The organism is Nocardioides silvaticus, assembly GCF_003160695.1.
In the GTDB taxonomy this organism is placed as follows: Bacteria; Actinomycetota; Actinomycetes; order Propionibacteriales; family Nocardioidaceae; genus Nocardioides; species Nocardioides silvaticus.
In genome coordinates, this window is record NZ_QGDD01000008.1 from 158925 (window position 1) to 173388 (window position 14464).

15 protein-coding genes are annotated in these 14464 nt (G+C 70.8%); 1 reads left to right on the forward strand and 14 read right to left on the reverse strand.

All coding sequences use genetic code 11. The features are described from left to right. The 9 genes from DJ010_RS17045 to rpsB form a co-directional block, all read right to left on the reverse strand. Positions 1-432, reverse strand: a complete 432-nt coding sequence (locus tag DJ010_RS17045) for a hypothetical protein (RefSeq protein WP_245927644.1) — start codon at positions 430-432, stop codon at positions 1-3. Between the two features lie 70 nt (positions 433-502). Next, complete coding sequence (locus DJ010_RS17050) at positions 503-1429, reverse strand: phosphatidate cytidylyltransferase (protein WP_109695963.1); 927 nt, start codon at positions 1427-1429, stop codon at positions 503-505. Positions 1430-1449: 20 nt separating this feature from the next. After that, the gene (gene frr / locus DJ010_RS17055; RefSeq protein ID WP_211318857.1) at positions 1450-2004 is read right to left on the reverse strand and encodes a ribosome recycling factor; all 555 of its coding nucleotides are present in this window, start codon (positions 2002-2004) and stop codon (positions 1450-1452) included. Positions 2005-2056: 52 nt separating this feature from the next. Continuing rightward, complete coding sequence (pyrH, locus tag DJ010_RS17060; protein ID WP_109695965.1) at positions 2057-2770, reverse strand: UMP kinase; 714 nt, start codon at positions 2768-2770, stop codon at positions 2057-2059. Positions 2771-2804: 34 nt separating this feature from the next. Then, on the reverse strand, positions 2805-3089 hold the full coding sequence (locus DJ010_RS17065) for a hypothetical protein (protein ID WP_211318846.1): 285 nt from the start codon (positions 3087-3089) through the stop codon (positions 2805-2807). After that, complete coding sequence (locus tag DJ010_RS17070) at positions 3086-4414, reverse strand: TFIIB-type zinc ribbon-containing protein (protein WP_109695967.1); 1329 nt, start codon at positions 4412-4414, stop codon at positions 3086-3088. Before DJ010_RS17070 ends, DJ010_RS17065 begins: the two co-directional genes overlap by 4 nt. Position 4415: 1 nt before the next feature. Next, positions 4416-5606 carry an SHOCT domain-containing protein gene (locus DJ010_RS17075; protein ID WP_109695969.1) on the reverse strand — a complete coding sequence of 397 codons (1191 nt, stop codon included), beginning with the start codon at positions 5604-5606 and terminating at the stop codon, positions 4416-4418. Between the two features lie 155 nt (positions 5607-5761). Next, positions 5762-6571, reverse strand: a complete 810-nt coding sequence (tsf, locus tag DJ010_RS17080; protein WP_109695971.1) for a translation elongation factor Ts — start codon at positions 6569-6571, stop codon at positions 5762-5764. A gap of 51 nt (positions 6572-6622) precedes the next feature. Beyond that, a complete protein-coding gene (rpsB, locus tag DJ010_RS17085; protein WP_109695974.1) occupies positions 6623-7600 on the reverse strand; it encodes a 30S ribosomal protein S2 in 978 nt (325 codons plus the stop codon). Between the two features lie 305 nt (positions 7601-7905). On the opposite strand from rpsB, the gene DJ010_RS17090 reads away from it, so the two are divergent. Further along, positions 7906-8469 carry a M23 family metallopeptidase gene (locus tag DJ010_RS17090; RefSeq protein WP_109695976.1) on the forward strand — a complete coding sequence of 188 codons (564 nt, stop codon included), beginning with the start codon at positions 7906-7908 and terminating at the stop codon, positions 8467-8469. A gap of 12 nt (positions 8470-8481) precedes the next feature. On the opposite strand, the gene DJ010_RS17095 is transcribed toward DJ010_RS17090, so the two are convergent. The 5 genes from DJ010_RS17095 to DJ010_RS17115 form a co-directional block, all read right to left on the reverse strand. After that, positions 8482-9435, reverse strand: coding sequence for a tyrosine recombinase XerC (locus DJ010_RS17095; protein ID WP_245927646.1), 954 nt, complete (start codon positions 9433-9435; stop codon positions 8482-8484). Beyond that, positions 9432-10628, reverse strand: a complete 1197-nt coding sequence (dprA, locus tag DJ010_RS17100; RefSeq protein WP_109695979.1) for a DNA-processing protein DprA — start codon at positions 10626-10628, stop codon at positions 9432-9434. The genes DJ010_RS17095 and dprA overlap by 4 nt, the downstream gene beginning before the upstream one ends. After that, on the reverse strand, positions 10625-12232 hold the full coding sequence (locus tag DJ010_RS17105; RefSeq protein WP_109695981.1) for a YifB family Mg chelatase-like AAA ATPase: 1608 nt from the start codon (positions 12230-12232) through the stop codon (positions 10625-10627). Before DJ010_RS17105 ends, dprA begins: the two co-directional genes overlap by 4 nt. Then, on the reverse strand, positions 12232-12636 hold the full coding sequence (locus tag DJ010_RS17110; RefSeq protein ID WP_109695983.1) for a YraN family protein: 405 nt from the start codon (positions 12634-12636) through the stop codon (positions 12232-12234). Before DJ010_RS17110 ends, DJ010_RS17105 begins: the two co-directional genes overlap by 1 nt. 99 nt (positions 12637-12735) lie before the next feature. Next, positions 12736-14463, reverse strand: a complete 1728-nt coding sequence (locus tag DJ010_RS17115) for a pilus assembly protein TadG-related protein (RefSeq protein WP_109695985.1) — start codon at positions 14461-14463, stop codon at positions 12736-12738. Between the last annotated feature and the right edge of the window lies 1 nt (position 14464).

Sequence of the window (14464 nt, forward strand, 5' to 3'; positions counted from 1 at the left end):
TCAGCGGTCACGGTTGAGGAGGTACCAGAGGACGGCGAGCGCGACGCCGATCACCACGATCGCCGTGGCGACCACGCCGAAGACCATGTAGCGACCGAACCTGCGCGTGCGCGGCGGGACGAGCAGCCCGAGCGGCACCACGAGGGTCAGGGCGACGAACGCGAACAGCTCCTCTGCCCGCTCGTAACCGACGACCGCCTTGAGGATCGCCGCGTAGGTGCCGGGCACCAGGATGATGAACAGCATGCCGGTGAAGAACCCGGCCAGCGGTACGAAGACGGGGTGGTCGCGGTGCCACCAGTCGGGCAGCCGGGAGCGCTTCTCGCTCGACGACGCAGTCGGGTCGGCGTCGTCGGGGGCAGCGTCCACCACCGCGGCGCCCCGGGCGGGGTCGGTCGCGGTGGTCCCCGGGGTCTCCACAGCCTGGTCCATCACTGCGATCGTAGCGGCCGGACCTGCGAGAAGCGTGATCCTCGATCCCCGCCCGCCGCCGGGAAGCCCGTCAGAAGACGGCGTAGTGCAGCAGCAGCCAGATCGGCGCGATCGTCGCGAGCAGCGAGTCGAGCCGGTCCATCAGCCCGCCGTGGCCCGGGATGACCTGGCTCATGTCCTTGATGCCGAGGTCGCGCTTGATCACCGACTCGCAGAGGTCGCCGAGCGTCGCCATTACGACCGCAATCAGGCCGAGGCAGAGACCGACCCACCAGTCCCCCTCGAGCAGGAAGACCACGAGCGCCCAGCCGGCGCCGAGGCAGGCCAGCAAGGACCCCGCGAAGCCCTCCCACGACTTCTTCGGGGAGATCACCGGCGCCATCGGGTGCTTGCCGAAGAGCACGCCGGCGACGTAGCCGCCGATGTCGGAGGCGATCGTCACCAGGATGAAGGTGATGATGCCGGCCACGCCGTCGTCCTCGATCCCGCCACCGGTCCAGAGGTCCCCGCCCTCGGCGAGCAGCAGTGCCACGAACGAGCCGAGGAACGGCAGGTAGACCAGCGTGAAGACCGACGCGGTGGCGTTCTTGACGTAGCCGTCGACGCCCCGGCGCAGCAGCCACAGCATGATGACGAGCGCGGTCACCGCCGTCGCCGTGACCAGCGCGGCGGCGCCGTACGCGTAGGCGACGACGACCATCACCACGCCGCCGAGCATCAGCGGCTGCTCGGGGAGGTCGATGTCCTTGGCGAGCATCCCCTTGCGGAGCTCCCAGACCGCCACGACCACCGCCGCGGCGACGATCAGCATGAACGCCGGCTTCCAGAAGAGGAGCGAGGCGGCGATGGCGCTCAGCAGGACGACGGCCGAGGCCACCGCGGCCTTGAGGTCGCGGCCGGCCCGGCCGTGGTCCTTCTGGGTCGGCTGGGTCGGCTGGGTCGGCTGGGTCGGCTGGGTCGGCTGGGCAGCCTCGGAGGGCGGCGGCGCGTCGGTCATCGAGGATTCGTCCGTCGAGGTCAGACCTCGAGGAGCTCGGCTTCCTTGGCCTTGAGCAGCTCGTCGATCGCGTCGGTGTGCTGCTTGGTGATGCCGTCGAGCCGCTTCTCGGCGCCGGTGACGTCGTCCTTGCCGGCCTCGCCGTCCTTCTCGAGGCGCTCGAGGTTCTGCTTGGCCTTCTGCCGCACCTGGCGTACGGCGACCTTGCCGCCCTCGGCCTTCTCCTTGGCGAGCTTGATGAACTCCTTGCGGCGCTCCTCGGTGAGCTCGGGGAACACGCACCGCAGCAGCTTGCCGTCGTTGGCGGGGTTGACGCCGAGGTCGGAGTCGCGGATCGCCTTCTCGACGTTGGCCATCGCGCCCATGTCGTAGGGCTGGACCAGGATCACCCGCGCCTCGGGGGCGGTGAACGAGGCGAGCTGCTGGATCGGGGTCGGCGTGCCGTAGTAGTCGACCATGATCTTGCTGAACATGCTCGGGTGTGCGCGACCGGCCCGGATGGTCGCGAACTCCTCACGGGTCGCCGCGACCGACTTGTCCATCTTGCCGTCGGCCTCGTTGAGGATGTCGTTGATCACCTGTTGCTCCTTCGTCCTTCGGCGGTCGAGCCGGTCGAGACCTGCACGCTCAGCCCGCGCTGACCAGTGTCCCGATCTTCTCACCCTGCACGACGCGCAGGATGTTGCCCTCGGTCGAGAGGTTGAAGAAGACCATGTCCATCCGGTTGTCGCGCGCCATCGCGATGCCGGTCGCGTCGGCGACCTTCAGGTCGCGAGCAAGGTACTCGTCGTACGTCAGCCGCTCGAACATCACCGCGGACGGGTTCTGGTGCGGGTCGGAGTCGTAGACGCCGTCGACCCCCTGCTTGCCCATGAGGATCACCTCGCACCGCGTCTCCAGCGCGCGCTGGGCGGCGACGGTGTCGGTCGAGAAGAACGGCATGCCGGCACCGGCGCCGAAGATGACGACCCGCCCCTTCTCCATGTGCCGGATCGCCCGGCGCGGGATGTAGGGCTCGGCGACCTGCCCCATCGTGATCGCGGTCTGGACGCGGGTCTCCACGCCGTGCTTCTCGGTCAGGTCCTGCAGCGCCAGGCAGTTCATGACCGTGCCGAGCATGCCCATGTAGTCCGCACGGGCACGCTCCATGCCGCGCTGCTGCAGCTCGGCGCCGCGGAAGAAGTTGCCGCCGCCGACGACGATGCCGACCTGCACCCCGGACTTGGCGACGGACGCCACCTCGCCCGCGATCCGGTTGATGACGTCGAGGTCGAGGCCGACCTCCCCGCCGCCGAACACCTCACCCGAGAGCTTGAGAAGTACGCGCTGGTAACCCGTCACGCACGCGACACTACCGGGCAGTCACCAGCAGCGATCAAGGGATCCGCTGCACCCGCTGCCGGTGGTTGCGGCTGTTGTCGCCCTTGATGTCGGAGTCGCGGGTCTTCGAGATGTGGCCGACCTTCTCCTCGCCGCCCTGCACGGGCTGCGCCTCGATGATCGTGTCCCGCTCGTAGGCGTGCGACTTGTCGTGGTTGCGGTAGTAGCGGTAGATCGCCCAGTACGTCGCGGCTCCCCCGGCAGGCCCGGCGGCGAGCAGCCAGAGGATCCCGTCGTCGGCGGCCATCGGGAGCAGCGCGCTGATGATGTCGGCGCTCATACCGTCGCCACCAGGAACGCACCGGCGATGCCTTCGATGAAGGTGCCGACCGTGAGGGCCGCGAGCAGCAGCTTCGGCTTGGAGACGGGCACGCTGCCCATCGTCTCGCCGGTCCGCGCGTTGACCGCGATGTAGTGCAGGAGCTTGTTGCTCTCCTGCTGGTAGGAGTAGAGCCACACCGGCAGGTACATCGACACCCAGCGGGAGCCGCCGACGTCGAGCTTCTCCTGCTCCCACCGAACGCCACGGCCGAACATCCCGAGCGAGCCCTGGACCTGCGACCGGCCGATCGACAGCAGCTGGTTCTCGAGCACCGGCCGCACCGCGTCGACGTTGGCGTCCCGCTTCTCGCTGGTGAAACCGACGAGATAGCTGGAGTTCCACTGGACGGCGTTCTTCGTGTCGAACGGCAGGATCGTGTTGATGATGTTGTTGGTGTTGGCGGGCCCGAACTGGGACCGCTCGACCGACCCCTCGAGGGTGAGGTCGTCGACGATGAAGCTCACCTGTCGCGTCAGCTGGTAGACGTCGGCGGCGTAGTAGGTGACGGTGTTGTCGCCGCTCTTCTCCGTCCAGCGCCGGGTCTGCACCTCGCCCTTGCCCCAGTACTGGGACTCGGCGCGGGCGTCGACCACCAGGTACGGCAGGTAGACGCCCAGCACGTTCTCCGGCACGAACTCCTTCTTGAACTGGCGGTGGGCGAACAGGCGTCGCTTCGCGGCGAACGCCCGGATCTGCTCGACCGCCTGCTCCTTGGTCAGCTTGAACGGCAGCACGGCGTCCGGCACGGCGCCGTTCGGGATCTGCTGGTTGACGTTGAGCGTGTGCCGGCACCAGTGGCACCGGGCGTTGAGCGAGTGCGCCGTGTCGACGACCACCTCGGCACCGCACGACTCGCACTTGAAGGTCAGCACGTCGGCAGCGTCGGCCAGGATGTCCTTGGCCCCACTGGCGATGACCGTGCCCTCGAGGTCGTGGATGCCCTCGCCCAGGCCGAACTGCTCCTCGACCCGCGCCTCGTGCCACTCGTTGCGGCAGAAGAGGCAGACCAGGTTGCCGGTCGACCCGCGCAGCTGGACGTCGGTCGAGCCGCACCGCGGGCAGCGGTTGAGGCCGTCCTTCAGCGACTCGTTGATCGTCTCGATGCTCGGGCCGGCCTCCGGCTCGGCCTTCGCCGCGGCGACCTCCTCCTCCAGCGACAGCGGGGGGCCGTCGAAGGTGGGCTGCTTCGGGGGCAGGTCCTGCTGGTCCTGGTGCGGCGGAGGCGGCGGCGGTGGGGGCGGCGGCGGGGGCGGCGGCGCGGCGTCGACGGGCTCGTGCGTCATCTCAGAGACCGAGCGCCTTCGCCTTGGCCGCGTCGTAGTCCTCCTGGGTGATGAGGCCGGCGTCGAGCATCTCCTTGGCGCGCTTGAGCACGACCATGGGGTCCTCGGCAGCGGGCGCCGCAGGAGCAGCCGGGGCAGCGGGGGCAGCGGGGGCAGCGGGGGCGGGCGTGGCCGGCTGCTGCAGGCCCCCGATCCCGGCGCCACCGGCCGCCATGCCCAAGCCGATCAGGCCACCGGGGCCGGCGTTCTCGCCCGCCGCCTCGAAGCCCGCGGCGACCGACGCCTGCAGGTTCGAGTTGCCGCGGGAACCGGACAGGGCGTCGGCGCGCTGGACGTTCTTGAGCAGCTCGCGGGTGTTGGCGTCGTACTCGATGGAGACGAGGGCGACCTTGACGATCTCGAGGCCGCGCCCCGTCTTCCACTGGTAGTTGTCCTCGACCGCGGCCGACAGCGACTGGGCGAACCCGATCGAGTCCTGCTGCAGGCGGGCGATGCGGTTCCCCTTGGCGGGGTCGTTGGTGTACATCGAGAACGCCGGCGCGAGCGAGCCGATCACCTCGTTGAAGAGCTGCTCGCCCGCGGGGTTGTCGATGTCGGTGAAGTCGAAGACCGCGCGGCCGGTGATGACCTCCGCCGACAGGAAGTTGCGCACGAACGTCAGCGGGTCGGTGATCTTGAGCGTGTAGGTGCCGCGGGTGATCGCGCCCACCTGGGTGTTGAGGAACGCGTCGTCCCAGTAGATCTCCGACTGGGTGCCGAACTTGTTGTTCGGCAGCTCCTTGAGGTTCACGAAGATGGCGTTCTGCTGGGCGGAGGGGCGGCCGCCGAACTTGAACCGCTCCCAGCTCTGCTTGATGACCGAGTCGATCAGGCCGCCGCCGGTGAACACCGACTGCGAGGCGGGGTCGTCGGACTTCCACTCGTAGGCGCCCGGCTCGGCTGCGAAGCCGGTGAAGCCGCCGTCCTCGAGCAGGACCAGGCCGTAGCCCTCGGGGACCACGAACTTGGAGCCGTTGGTGATGACCCCGTCGGAGCCCTCGGTGTTGCTCCCCCGGCCGGCGTTCTCGCCCCGCTTCACAGCGGGAAAGACCGCGGCGGTCGGTCCCATGCCGTCAGGCACGGTGAAGAAGTCGACCCACTGGTCGGCGAGGGTTCCGCCGATCGCACCGATGGCAGCCTGGATGAGTCCCACTTCAGATCTCCTTGTCAGTCATGGGGCGCGCTCGCGCCGTACGCGAGCACGTCATCCGAAACTATCCGAAGCGCGCGCGGTCCAAACCGAAAACGCCGAAGGCTCGTCCCTCAGGATGAGGGACGAGCCTTCGGTCGTGGAGCGGGGTGCCTGGGTCAGGCGCCGACCTCGAACCGCGCGAAGCGCGTGACGGAGGTGCCGGCCGCGTCCAGGACCTGCTTGACGGACTTCTTGGCCTCGAACACCGACTCCTGGTCGAGCAGCACGATCTCCTTGAAGAACGCGTTGATCCGGCCTTCGACGATCTTGGCGACGGCAGCCTCGGGCTTGCCCTCCTCGAGCGTCTTCTTGGTCAGCACGTCCTTCTCGGCCTCGACGACCTCGGCCGGGACCTGGTCGCTGGTGAGGTACTGCGCCTTCAGCGCGGCGGCCTGCTGCGCGGCCTGCCGGGCGGCGGCCTCGTCACCCTCGTACTCGACGAGCACGCCGAGCGTCGGGGGCAGGTCGGTCGCCTTCTTGTGCAGGTACACCGTGGTCGCGCCGTCGAAGTAGGCCACCTCGCCGAGCTCGATCTTCTCGCCGATGGTCCGGGCCAGCTCCTCGACGGTCTCGCCGACGGTCTTGTCGCCCAGCGACACAGCCTTGAGCGTCTCGGCGTCGCCCGCCTTGTTGGCGTCCGCGGCGTCGGCGATGGCCTGGGCCGCGTTGATGAACGCCTCGTTCTTGGCGACGAAGTCGGTCTCGGCCTTGAGGCTGACCAGGGCGCTGCCCGAGGCCGCGACCAGCCCGGCCGAGGCCTCGCGCTCGGCGGCGCGGGCGGCGGCCTTCGCCGCACCCTTGACGCGGAGCAGCTCGACGGCCTTGTCGAAGTCGCCGTCGGTCTCGTCGAGCGCCTTCTTGCAGTCCATCATCCCGGCCTGCGTCAGCTCACGGAGCTTCTTCACGTCGGCAGCGGTGTATGCCATGGATCCTCCCTCGGATCAACAAGTGGTGGGTGAGTCAGGAAGTAGCCGGGCTCAGGCCTCGGCGGGAGCCTCGGCCTCGGTGGTCTCCTCGGCAGCAGCCGGGGCCTCCTCCGCGGCCGGGGTCTCCTCGGCCGCGGCCGGGGCCTCCTCGGCGACGGCAGCGGCCTCGGCGCCCTCGACGGACGCGCCGGTCGACTCCGAGGCGGGCGCGTCGGTGGCTGCGTCGCCACCGGTGGCGTCGACGGCGACCTCAGCGGCGTCACCGCTCAGCAGCTCGCGCTCCCACTCGGCCAGCGGCTCCTCGGCACCCGGGGCGGTCTCACCCTCGGTCTTCGCACCGGAGCGGGCGATGAGGCCCTCGGCGACGGCGTCGGCGACCACGCGGGTCAGCAGGCCGACCGCGCGGATGGCGTCGTCGTTGCCCGGGATCGGGAAGTCGACGTCGTCCGGGTCGCAGTTGGAGTCGAGGATGGCGATGATCGGGATCCGCAGCTTGCGGGCCTCCTCGACCGCCAGGTGCTCCTTGTTGGTGTCGACGATCCAGACCGCGGACGGGGTCCGGGTCATCTCGCGGATGCCGCCGAGCGACTTGTTGAGCTTGTCGCGCTCGCGGCGCATCTGCAGCAGCTCCTTCTTGGTGCGGCTGCTGCCGGCGACGTCGTCGAAGTCGATCTCGTCGAGCTCCTTGAGACGGTTGATCCGCTGGTGCACGGTCGAGAAGTTGGTGAGCATGCCACCCAGCCAGCGCTGGTTGACGTAGGGCATGCCGACGCGGGTCGCCTGCTCGGCGATCGCCTCCTGAGCCTGCTTCTTGGTGCCGACGAACATGATCGTCCCGCCCTTGGCCACGGTCTCCTTGATGAAGGCGTAGCTGCGGTCGATGTAGGCCAGCGACTGCTGCAGGTCGATGATGTAGATGCCGTTGCGCTCGGTCATGATGAAGCGCTTCATCTTCGGGTTCCAGCGACGGGTCTGGTGTCCGAAGTGGACGCCGCTCTCGAGGAGCTGGCGCATGGTCACGACAGCCATGATGGTGTCTCCTGTTGGGTTGTTTTCAGTTCGGTCCTGACGCCTGCGTGCGGCCGGACCCGATTGCTCGGGACTGAGGGCCGTCACCCACGGGCGGTCGGCGTTCGGAGAGAGCGCCGTCGTGGTCTGCTGACGTGCGAATTCCGGTCCTGGGACCGGTCCGCTCAGCGTACCCGCCCTGAGTCGCCTCCGACCAATCGCGGACGGGCCGGCAACCACGCACAGGGGCGCCCGGCGACACGCCTCGTCCACAGGCCTGGCGGTACGACGACCGTCGGGTCGGCCTCGCGGGCCAGGGTCGTCTCATGAGAACCGCTCTCGGGGCCCTGGTCGTGACCCTGCTCGTGCTCCTCGCCGCGCCGGCAGCGGCCGAGGACGATCCGGTGGGCGTGTGGCCGCTGCACCCCGAGCCGGAGGTGGTGGCGCGGTTCGACCCGCCGGCGACGCCGTACGGTCCGGGCCACCGGGGTGTCGACCTCCTGGGACGCGCCGGCCAGCCCGTCCGGGCCGCCCTGGCCGGCACGGTGACTTTCGCCGGCATGCTCGCCGGGCGCGGCGTCGTGGTGGTCGGTCACGGCGACACCCGCACCACCTACGAGCCGGTCGCCGCGCGGGTGTCGGTGGGCGATGCGATCGGCCGCGGGGCCGTGATCGGCGCGCTCCAGTCGTTCGCCTCGCACTGCGCCCCGCGGACCTGCCTGCACTGGGGCTGGCTGCGCGGCGAGGTCTATCTCGATCCCCTCCGCCTGGTCGGCGCCGTGCCGGTCCGGCTGCTGCCGCTGTGGCGGGACACGCCGGCCCATGACGCGACGGTGGGGCTGCTCGCCCGGCCGTACGCCGACTGGCGGCCGCCGGCGCTCTGGGACTGAGCGCGCTGCCGGTCAGGCCCGGGGGTGCGCCTGCCGGTAGGCGTTGCGCAGCCGTTCGGTGGTGACGTGGGTGTAGCGCTGGGTGGTGGCGAGCGAGGCGTGGCCGAGGAGCTCCTGCACCGACCGCAGGTCCGCCCCGCCCTCCAGCAGGTGCGTCGCTGCCGTGTGCCGCAGGCCGTGCGGCCCGAGGTCGGGCGCGCCGGGCACGTCGGCGATCCGCCGGTGCACCAGGCCCCGCACGGCGCGCTGATCGATCCGCCCGCCCCGGGCGCCGAGGAAGAGGGCCGGCCCGGAGCCGGGGCGCGCGAGCCGACCGCGCCCCCGCGTGAGCCACGCGTCGATCGCCGCAGCCGCCGGCTGCCCGAACGGGACGGCGCGCTCCTTGCGGCCCTTGCCGAACACCCGGACCACGTTGCGGTCGCGGTCGACGTCGTCGACGTCGAGGCCGCAGAGCTCGCCGACCCGCATGCCCGTCGCGTAGAGCAGCTCCAGCATCGCCACGTCGCGGAGCCCGACGGGGCTGCCGTCGTCGGCCAGCGCGGTCGCCGAGGCGATCAGCTCGTGTGCCTCGTCGACGCGGAGCACGCTGGGGAGGGTCTGGTGCGGCTTCGGCGAGCCGAGGGCCGACCCGACGTCGGTCGTCGCGCGGCCGGTGCGCGCCAGCCAGGCTGTGAACACCCGCGCCGCGGTCGCGCGCCGCGCCAACGTGGTGCGCGACCGCCCCATCGTCTGCTGCTTCGCCAGCCAGCTCCGCAGCGTCCGCAGATCGAGGTCAGAGACGTCGGCGAACCCGAGCCGGTGCGCATGCTCGAGCAGCCCGCCGATGTCCCCCGCGTAGGCCTTCACGGTGTGCGGCGCCAGGTTGCGCTCGGACGCGAGGTGGCGCTCGTAGTCGCCCAGCACCCGTGTCAGGCTCTCGGGGAGGAAGGCTCCCTCCTCCGCACGCTGGGCCTGGTCCTCGGTCACCCCTCGATCGTAGGAACTGCAGGGCGGGCGACGTGGGAGGTCGCGCCGTGGCCGCCGGACTCCCGTGCGGCCTCGGTCAACCGCCATCCGTGCGGGTCGCGCTCGACCAGGCCGCCCCTGCGCAGGCGGGTCAGAGCCGGCTGGACCGACAGGATGCCGAGGCCGGCGACCTTGGCGATCGAGTCGGCAGGTGCACCGAGGGTCACCGGGACGGCGTCCAGCACCTGGCGGTCGTGCACGGACAGGCGGTCCCGCGCCGTCCGGGGCGCGCGAGGGTCCTCGGTCAGGTTGGCTCCTGCCGCCCCGACGAGCTCGAGCACGTCGGCGCCGGACGTGACGATCGAGGCTCCGTGGCGCATCGCCTGGTGCACGCCGACCGAGGCCGCGCTGGTGACGGGCCCGGGCACGCCCATCGTGATCCGGCTGAGGCGCTCCGCCCAGTTCATCGTGGTCAGCGAACCGCTGCGCGCGGCTGCCTCGACCACGACGGTCCCCCGGGCGAGGGCGGCGATCAAGCGGTTGCGGGACAAGAACCTGATCCGGGTGGGTGCCGCCCCGGGCGGCGCGTCCGACACGACGGCGTGGTGGGTGGCGAGATGTTCGAGCAGCCGCCGGTGCGCCACCGGGTAGGCCCGGTCGGGACCGCACGCCAGCACGGCGACCGTCGGGGCGTCCGCGCTGAGCGCCCCGCGATGGGCTGCGTAGTCGATGCCGTAGGCCGCCCCTGAGACGACGGGAACCCCGGCGAGCCCGATCTCCGCGGCGATGTCGGCCGCCACCTCGTTGCCGTACGACGTCGCCGACCGCGCGCCGACGATCGCCACCGACCCCGCGAGGGTGTCGAGGCGGAGCGGCCCGCGCACCCACAAGCCGATCGGCACCCCACCCCGCTCGTTGAGCGGTGCGACTGCTGCAAGGTCGTCGAGCTGGGAGGGCCACTCCCCGTCGCCGGGGATGACGAACCGGGCGCCGCAGCGCTCGGCCCGCGCGAGCTCGGCGTCGACGTCGAGCTCCCGCAGGCGGGCCGCCGCGCTCATCAGCAGGTCGTGCCGCTCGGGGTCGGTGCGGATCGCCTGGAGGAGGCGCACGCCCCCGACCTCGTGGGCGAGGTCGGTGAACCGCGGGTCACCCGGCTCGCTGATCAGGCTCAGGACGACCCGCGCGCGCCGCTCGTCGGTCTCCTCCGCGCTCATCCCGCGCGGTCCTCGACCACCCGCATCTCCAGCGGCTCACCCGCACGGAGCCGGAGCGCGGTGTCGACGTGCGACGCGCCCGGGAGGACGTCGCGCCCCGACCGGACGGAGTCGAGATCGGCGATCGTCCAGGCCAACCGGGCGACCCGCACTGCTCCCCGGGCGCTCAGCCGGCCCCGGTAGGTCTCGTTGTCGATCAGCTGACCGGCGGCGCCGACGATCGGCCAGGCGTCCTTGAGCCGCGGGCTCGGGATCTGGCTGTTGAGACGCCAGCTGCAGTCGGCGAACCGCTCGCGCTGCCGTTCTCGGGCGGCAGCCACGCGCTCGCGCACGACGGCGGAGGACTCCGGCGGCCGGAACTTGTCGCGCTGCGCACCTCGCGCACCACGGACGTGCCGGGTGATGTCGATCCGGTCGGCGATCGGCCCGGACACCTTCGCCTGGTAGGCACGCCGCACCGGGTCGGCGCAGTTGCACCGGTTGGCCTTCGGGTCGAGCGCGAAGTTGCCACAGGGGCACGGGTTCGCGGCGAGGACCAGCAGGCCGCGCGCAGGGAGCCGTACCGACTCCTCCCGTCGCGCGATCGTGATGTCCCCGCTCTCGAGCGGCTGCCGCAACGCCTCGATCACGTCGGACCGGAACAGCGGGAACTCGTCCATGAAGAGGACCCCGCAATGGGCACGACTGATCTCACCGGGCCGCACCTGTCCCTGCCCACCTCCCACGATGCTGGCCTTGCTCGCGTCGTGGTGGGGCGCCGCGAACGGAGGGCGGACCAGCAGCCCCGCTGCCGGGTCGAGGGTCCCGGCCAGCGAATGGACCGCGGTCAGCTCGAGCGACTCCTCGGGCGTGAGGTCCGGGAGGATCGTGGGCAGACGCTCGGCGATGCTGGTCTTGCCGGCTCCCTTGGGCCCCGAGAGCAGCAACGGATGGCCACCGGCCGCGGCCACCTCGAGTGCGTACTTCGTGTCGACGAGCCCGTGCAGGTCGGCGAGGTCGAGCTCGTCGAGGCGCTCCTCGCCGCGCCAGGTCAGCAGCTGGCTGCCGGACGTCGGCGCGACCGGCGGCGCGTTCGGCGGCAGCTCGTGTCGCAGCAGGGCGACGACCTGGGCGAGCGAGCGGACGCCGTAGACCTCCATCCCGGGCACCAGCCGCGCCTCCTCCTGCTGCGGCTCCGGGACGTAGACGACGTCGATGCCGCGCTCGGCCGCCGCGAGCACCATCGGCAGCACGCCCATGGCCGGGCGGAGCCCGCCGGAGAGGGTGAGCTCGCCGACGAAGACCGCGGGCCTGGGATCGACGTGCTCGTGCTCCAGCTGACCGTCCGCCGCCAGCACGGCGACGGCCATCGCCAGGTCGAAGTGGGTGCCGGACTTGGGCAGGTCGGCCGGTGAGAGCAGCAGCGTGATCCGCTTGGTCGCGGGCCAGCGCAGGTCGCTGTTGACGATCGCCATCCGGATCCGCTCCTGCCCCTCGCGCAGGGCGGCGTCGGCGCGGCCCACCATCGTCACGTTGACCTGGCCCGGCGACACGTCGGCCTGGACGTCGATGAGGTGGCCGAGCGCGCCGTTGAGGGCGACGGTGTGGGTGGTGGCGAACGGCATCAGCAGAGCCCCGCCACGTGGTCGACGACCGCTGGGCCGCGGCGCGGCCTGAGCACCGCGACCAGGTCGACACGGGTGCCCTCGGGGCGGACCCCGCGGTCGGTGGCCCACCGCTCCCCCAGCCGCTTGAGCCGGTCCAGCTTCGCGTCGGTGATGGCCTCGTGCGGGGTGCCGGCCTCCAGGCTGGTGCGCGTCTTCACCTCGCACACGACGAGGGTGGTGCCGTCCCGCAGCACCAGGTCGATCTCGCCCTCGTCGCACCGCCAGTTGCGCTCGAGCAGCACCAGGCCCTTCTCGACCAGGTGCCGCGCAGCGACGTCCTCGCCGTAGTGCCCCAGCGCCTGCCGCGCCGCTGCCGTGCTGCCCGCCGTGGTGCCCGCCGAACCTGCCGTCGTCTCTGTCATGCGGGCCAGCGTCGCCCTCCGGGCGGTCGTCTGGTCTCGGTCCGGGCCGGCGCTGTGGAGAGACATCGACGCCGGGCGGGTATGTGGACGGTTGGTGGCTCACCCGACCAATCGCGGATTGCTGCAGGACGGTCGCTGACCGAAGACGTCGGCTCCACCGACCGACAACCCGAGGATGTCGTAGAGCGGGTGCAGCAAACTGTTGTTGATCGCAGTCACCAACGGGTTCAGGACCGTGTTGGCCACCTGTTTGACCAGGTTGTCGATGATGCCGGTCTCCTCCTGCAGGCTGAGGTTCACCGTGCCTAGCAGGCTTCGGGCGGTGATCGACAGCGGCGGGCTGCTGGTCACCGTCGGGTTGGTCGAAGTGAGGCCGAGCTCGCCGGATCCGGTCGATACGCCCTGCCCCCACTCGTGCGGTGGCACCCGGATCTGCGCGGGGCGAACCTCTGATGGATCGCCCGTCGTAGCCTCGACCGTGAGCCTGCCACGGATCTCGATCGAGAGGATCGGGCGCAGAAGCCCAGTTATGAGGCGTGTAAGCCCGCTGATCAGACCATTGATCGGTCCGGCGCCGGAGGCCGTGCCGTTGAAATCCAGTGTCAAAGAGACCTTGGCACCAACCGCGCCGCTGGTGACGCGGATATCTAAACCGCTGGGGTCCCCCTCCGTTTCGCTCCCGCAAATGATGTCGGTGAGGACCCCACGCGCAGACGCCACGGTGAGCCCGATGTCCGTGGTCACGTTGGTCGGGTTGAGGCCGAGGATGCCGGGAATCGAGACGAGTGAGCCGGAGATGCCGAGAGCGACCTGGGCTGTATCGGCAGAACCACCGCGTTTGCCGCATCGGGTCCGCGCCTTCTCGATGAGCGTCACGGTGGACGTGAGGTTAGTTCCTGCAAACGGCAGGGACGTGGTCAACGCCGGGATGGCGATCGCATTCGTGCCGTTGGCGATGAGCACGGTGCCCGCGAGCAGGTCGAGTGCGTTGATGGTCGCCGTCGCCGCGGCGCCGGCGCCGGACTCGAGGCTGATCAGGTCGCTGATCGCGATCGACAGGCCGCCGATCGACGCCCCGACGAGACTCAAGACGTTTGCATCGGCCACGCCATCAGCGGCGAGCACCTGAGCGGCGGCGACGAGCAGGTCACCGGCGGTGATGTTGCTGGCGACCAGCTCGTCGACCGACCCCAGCCCGAGCTGGACCGCGAGGTCGAGCAGGCTCAGGTTCGCGTTCGCGATGCCGGAGTAGCTCAGGACGTCGAGGTTGACGCCACCACCGAGGATGCCTCCGAGGATTGCGTTGAGCAGCGCTGAGGAGCTGGAGTCCAGCCGCGCCGCGTACGAGCCGATGCTGAAGCATGCGCTCTCGTCCGCGGTGGCGACCGCTGCCCGGTTGGCCGCCCCGCTGGCGAGGCCGAGTGAGCTGCCGATGCCGAAGCCGACGTCCGCGTGCGCCTCGACCTTGACCGCGGTGGGGACCTCGCCCCCACCGACCGTCACGAACGAGCCGTCGCTGGAGATCTCGCCCAGGATCGGGTTCACTTCCACCTCGTCACCGATGGCATCGTCGTTGCGAGCTGCGCTCTGGTTGGCCAGTGCCTGCAGACTCGGGTCGCCGCCCTGGATCTCGGCCGCCGTGCGGCCGTCCAGCTGACGGGCGAGGTCGAGCGCGACGACATCCGCAACAGCCTGCATGTCGCGGCGGGCTGAGCGCTGAGTACCAATGTCGATGACGATCGCGCCGACGGCGAACAGAACCAAGGACACCACGACCGCGGTCAGGATCGCGGTGGCGCCTCGCTCCTCGGGCCTGACCCGCGTCACG

Bases quoted from the DNA above. Each gene is read 5' to 3' on its own strand.
- DJ010_RS17045 (WP_245927644.1), bottom strand. From the start codon at position 432: ATGGACCAGGCTGTGGAGACCCCGGGGACCACCGCGACCGACCCCGCC.
- DJ010_RS17050 (WP_109695963.1), bottom strand. From the start codon at position 1,429: ATGACCGACGCGCCGCCGCCCTCCGAGGCTGCCCAGCCGACCCAGCCG.
- DJ010_RS17065 (WP_211318846.1), bottom strand. From the start codon at position 3,089: ATGAGCGCCGACATCATCAGCGCGCTGCTCCCGATGGCCGCCGACGAC.
- DJ010_RS17070 (WP_109695967.1), bottom strand. From the start codon at position 4,414: ATGACGCACGAGCCCGTCGACGCCGCGCCGCCGCCCCCGCCGCCGCCC.
- tsf (WP_109695971.1), bottom strand. From the start codon at position 6,571: ATGGCATACACCGCTGCCGACGTGAAGAAGCTCCGTGAGCTGACGCAG.
- rpsB (WP_109695974.1), bottom strand. From the start codon at position 7,600: ATGGCTGTCGTGACCATGCGCCAGCTCCTCGAGAGCGGCGTCCACTTC.
- DJ010_RS17090 (WP_109695976.1), top strand. From the start codon at position 7,906: ATGAGAACCGCTCTCGGGGCCCTGGTCGTGACCCTGCTCGTGCTCCTC.
- dprA (WP_109695979.1), bottom strand. From the start codon at position 10,628: ATGAGCGCGGAGGAGACCGACGAGCGGCGCGCGCGGGTCGTCCTGAGC.
- DJ010_RS17105 (WP_109695981.1), bottom strand. From the start codon at position 12,232: ATGCCGTTCGCCACCACCCACACCGTCGCCCTCAACGGCGCGCTCGGC.
- DJ010_RS17110 (WP_109695983.1), bottom strand. From the start codon at position 12,636: ATGACAGAGACGACGGCAGGTTCGGCGGGCACCACGGCGGGCAGCACG.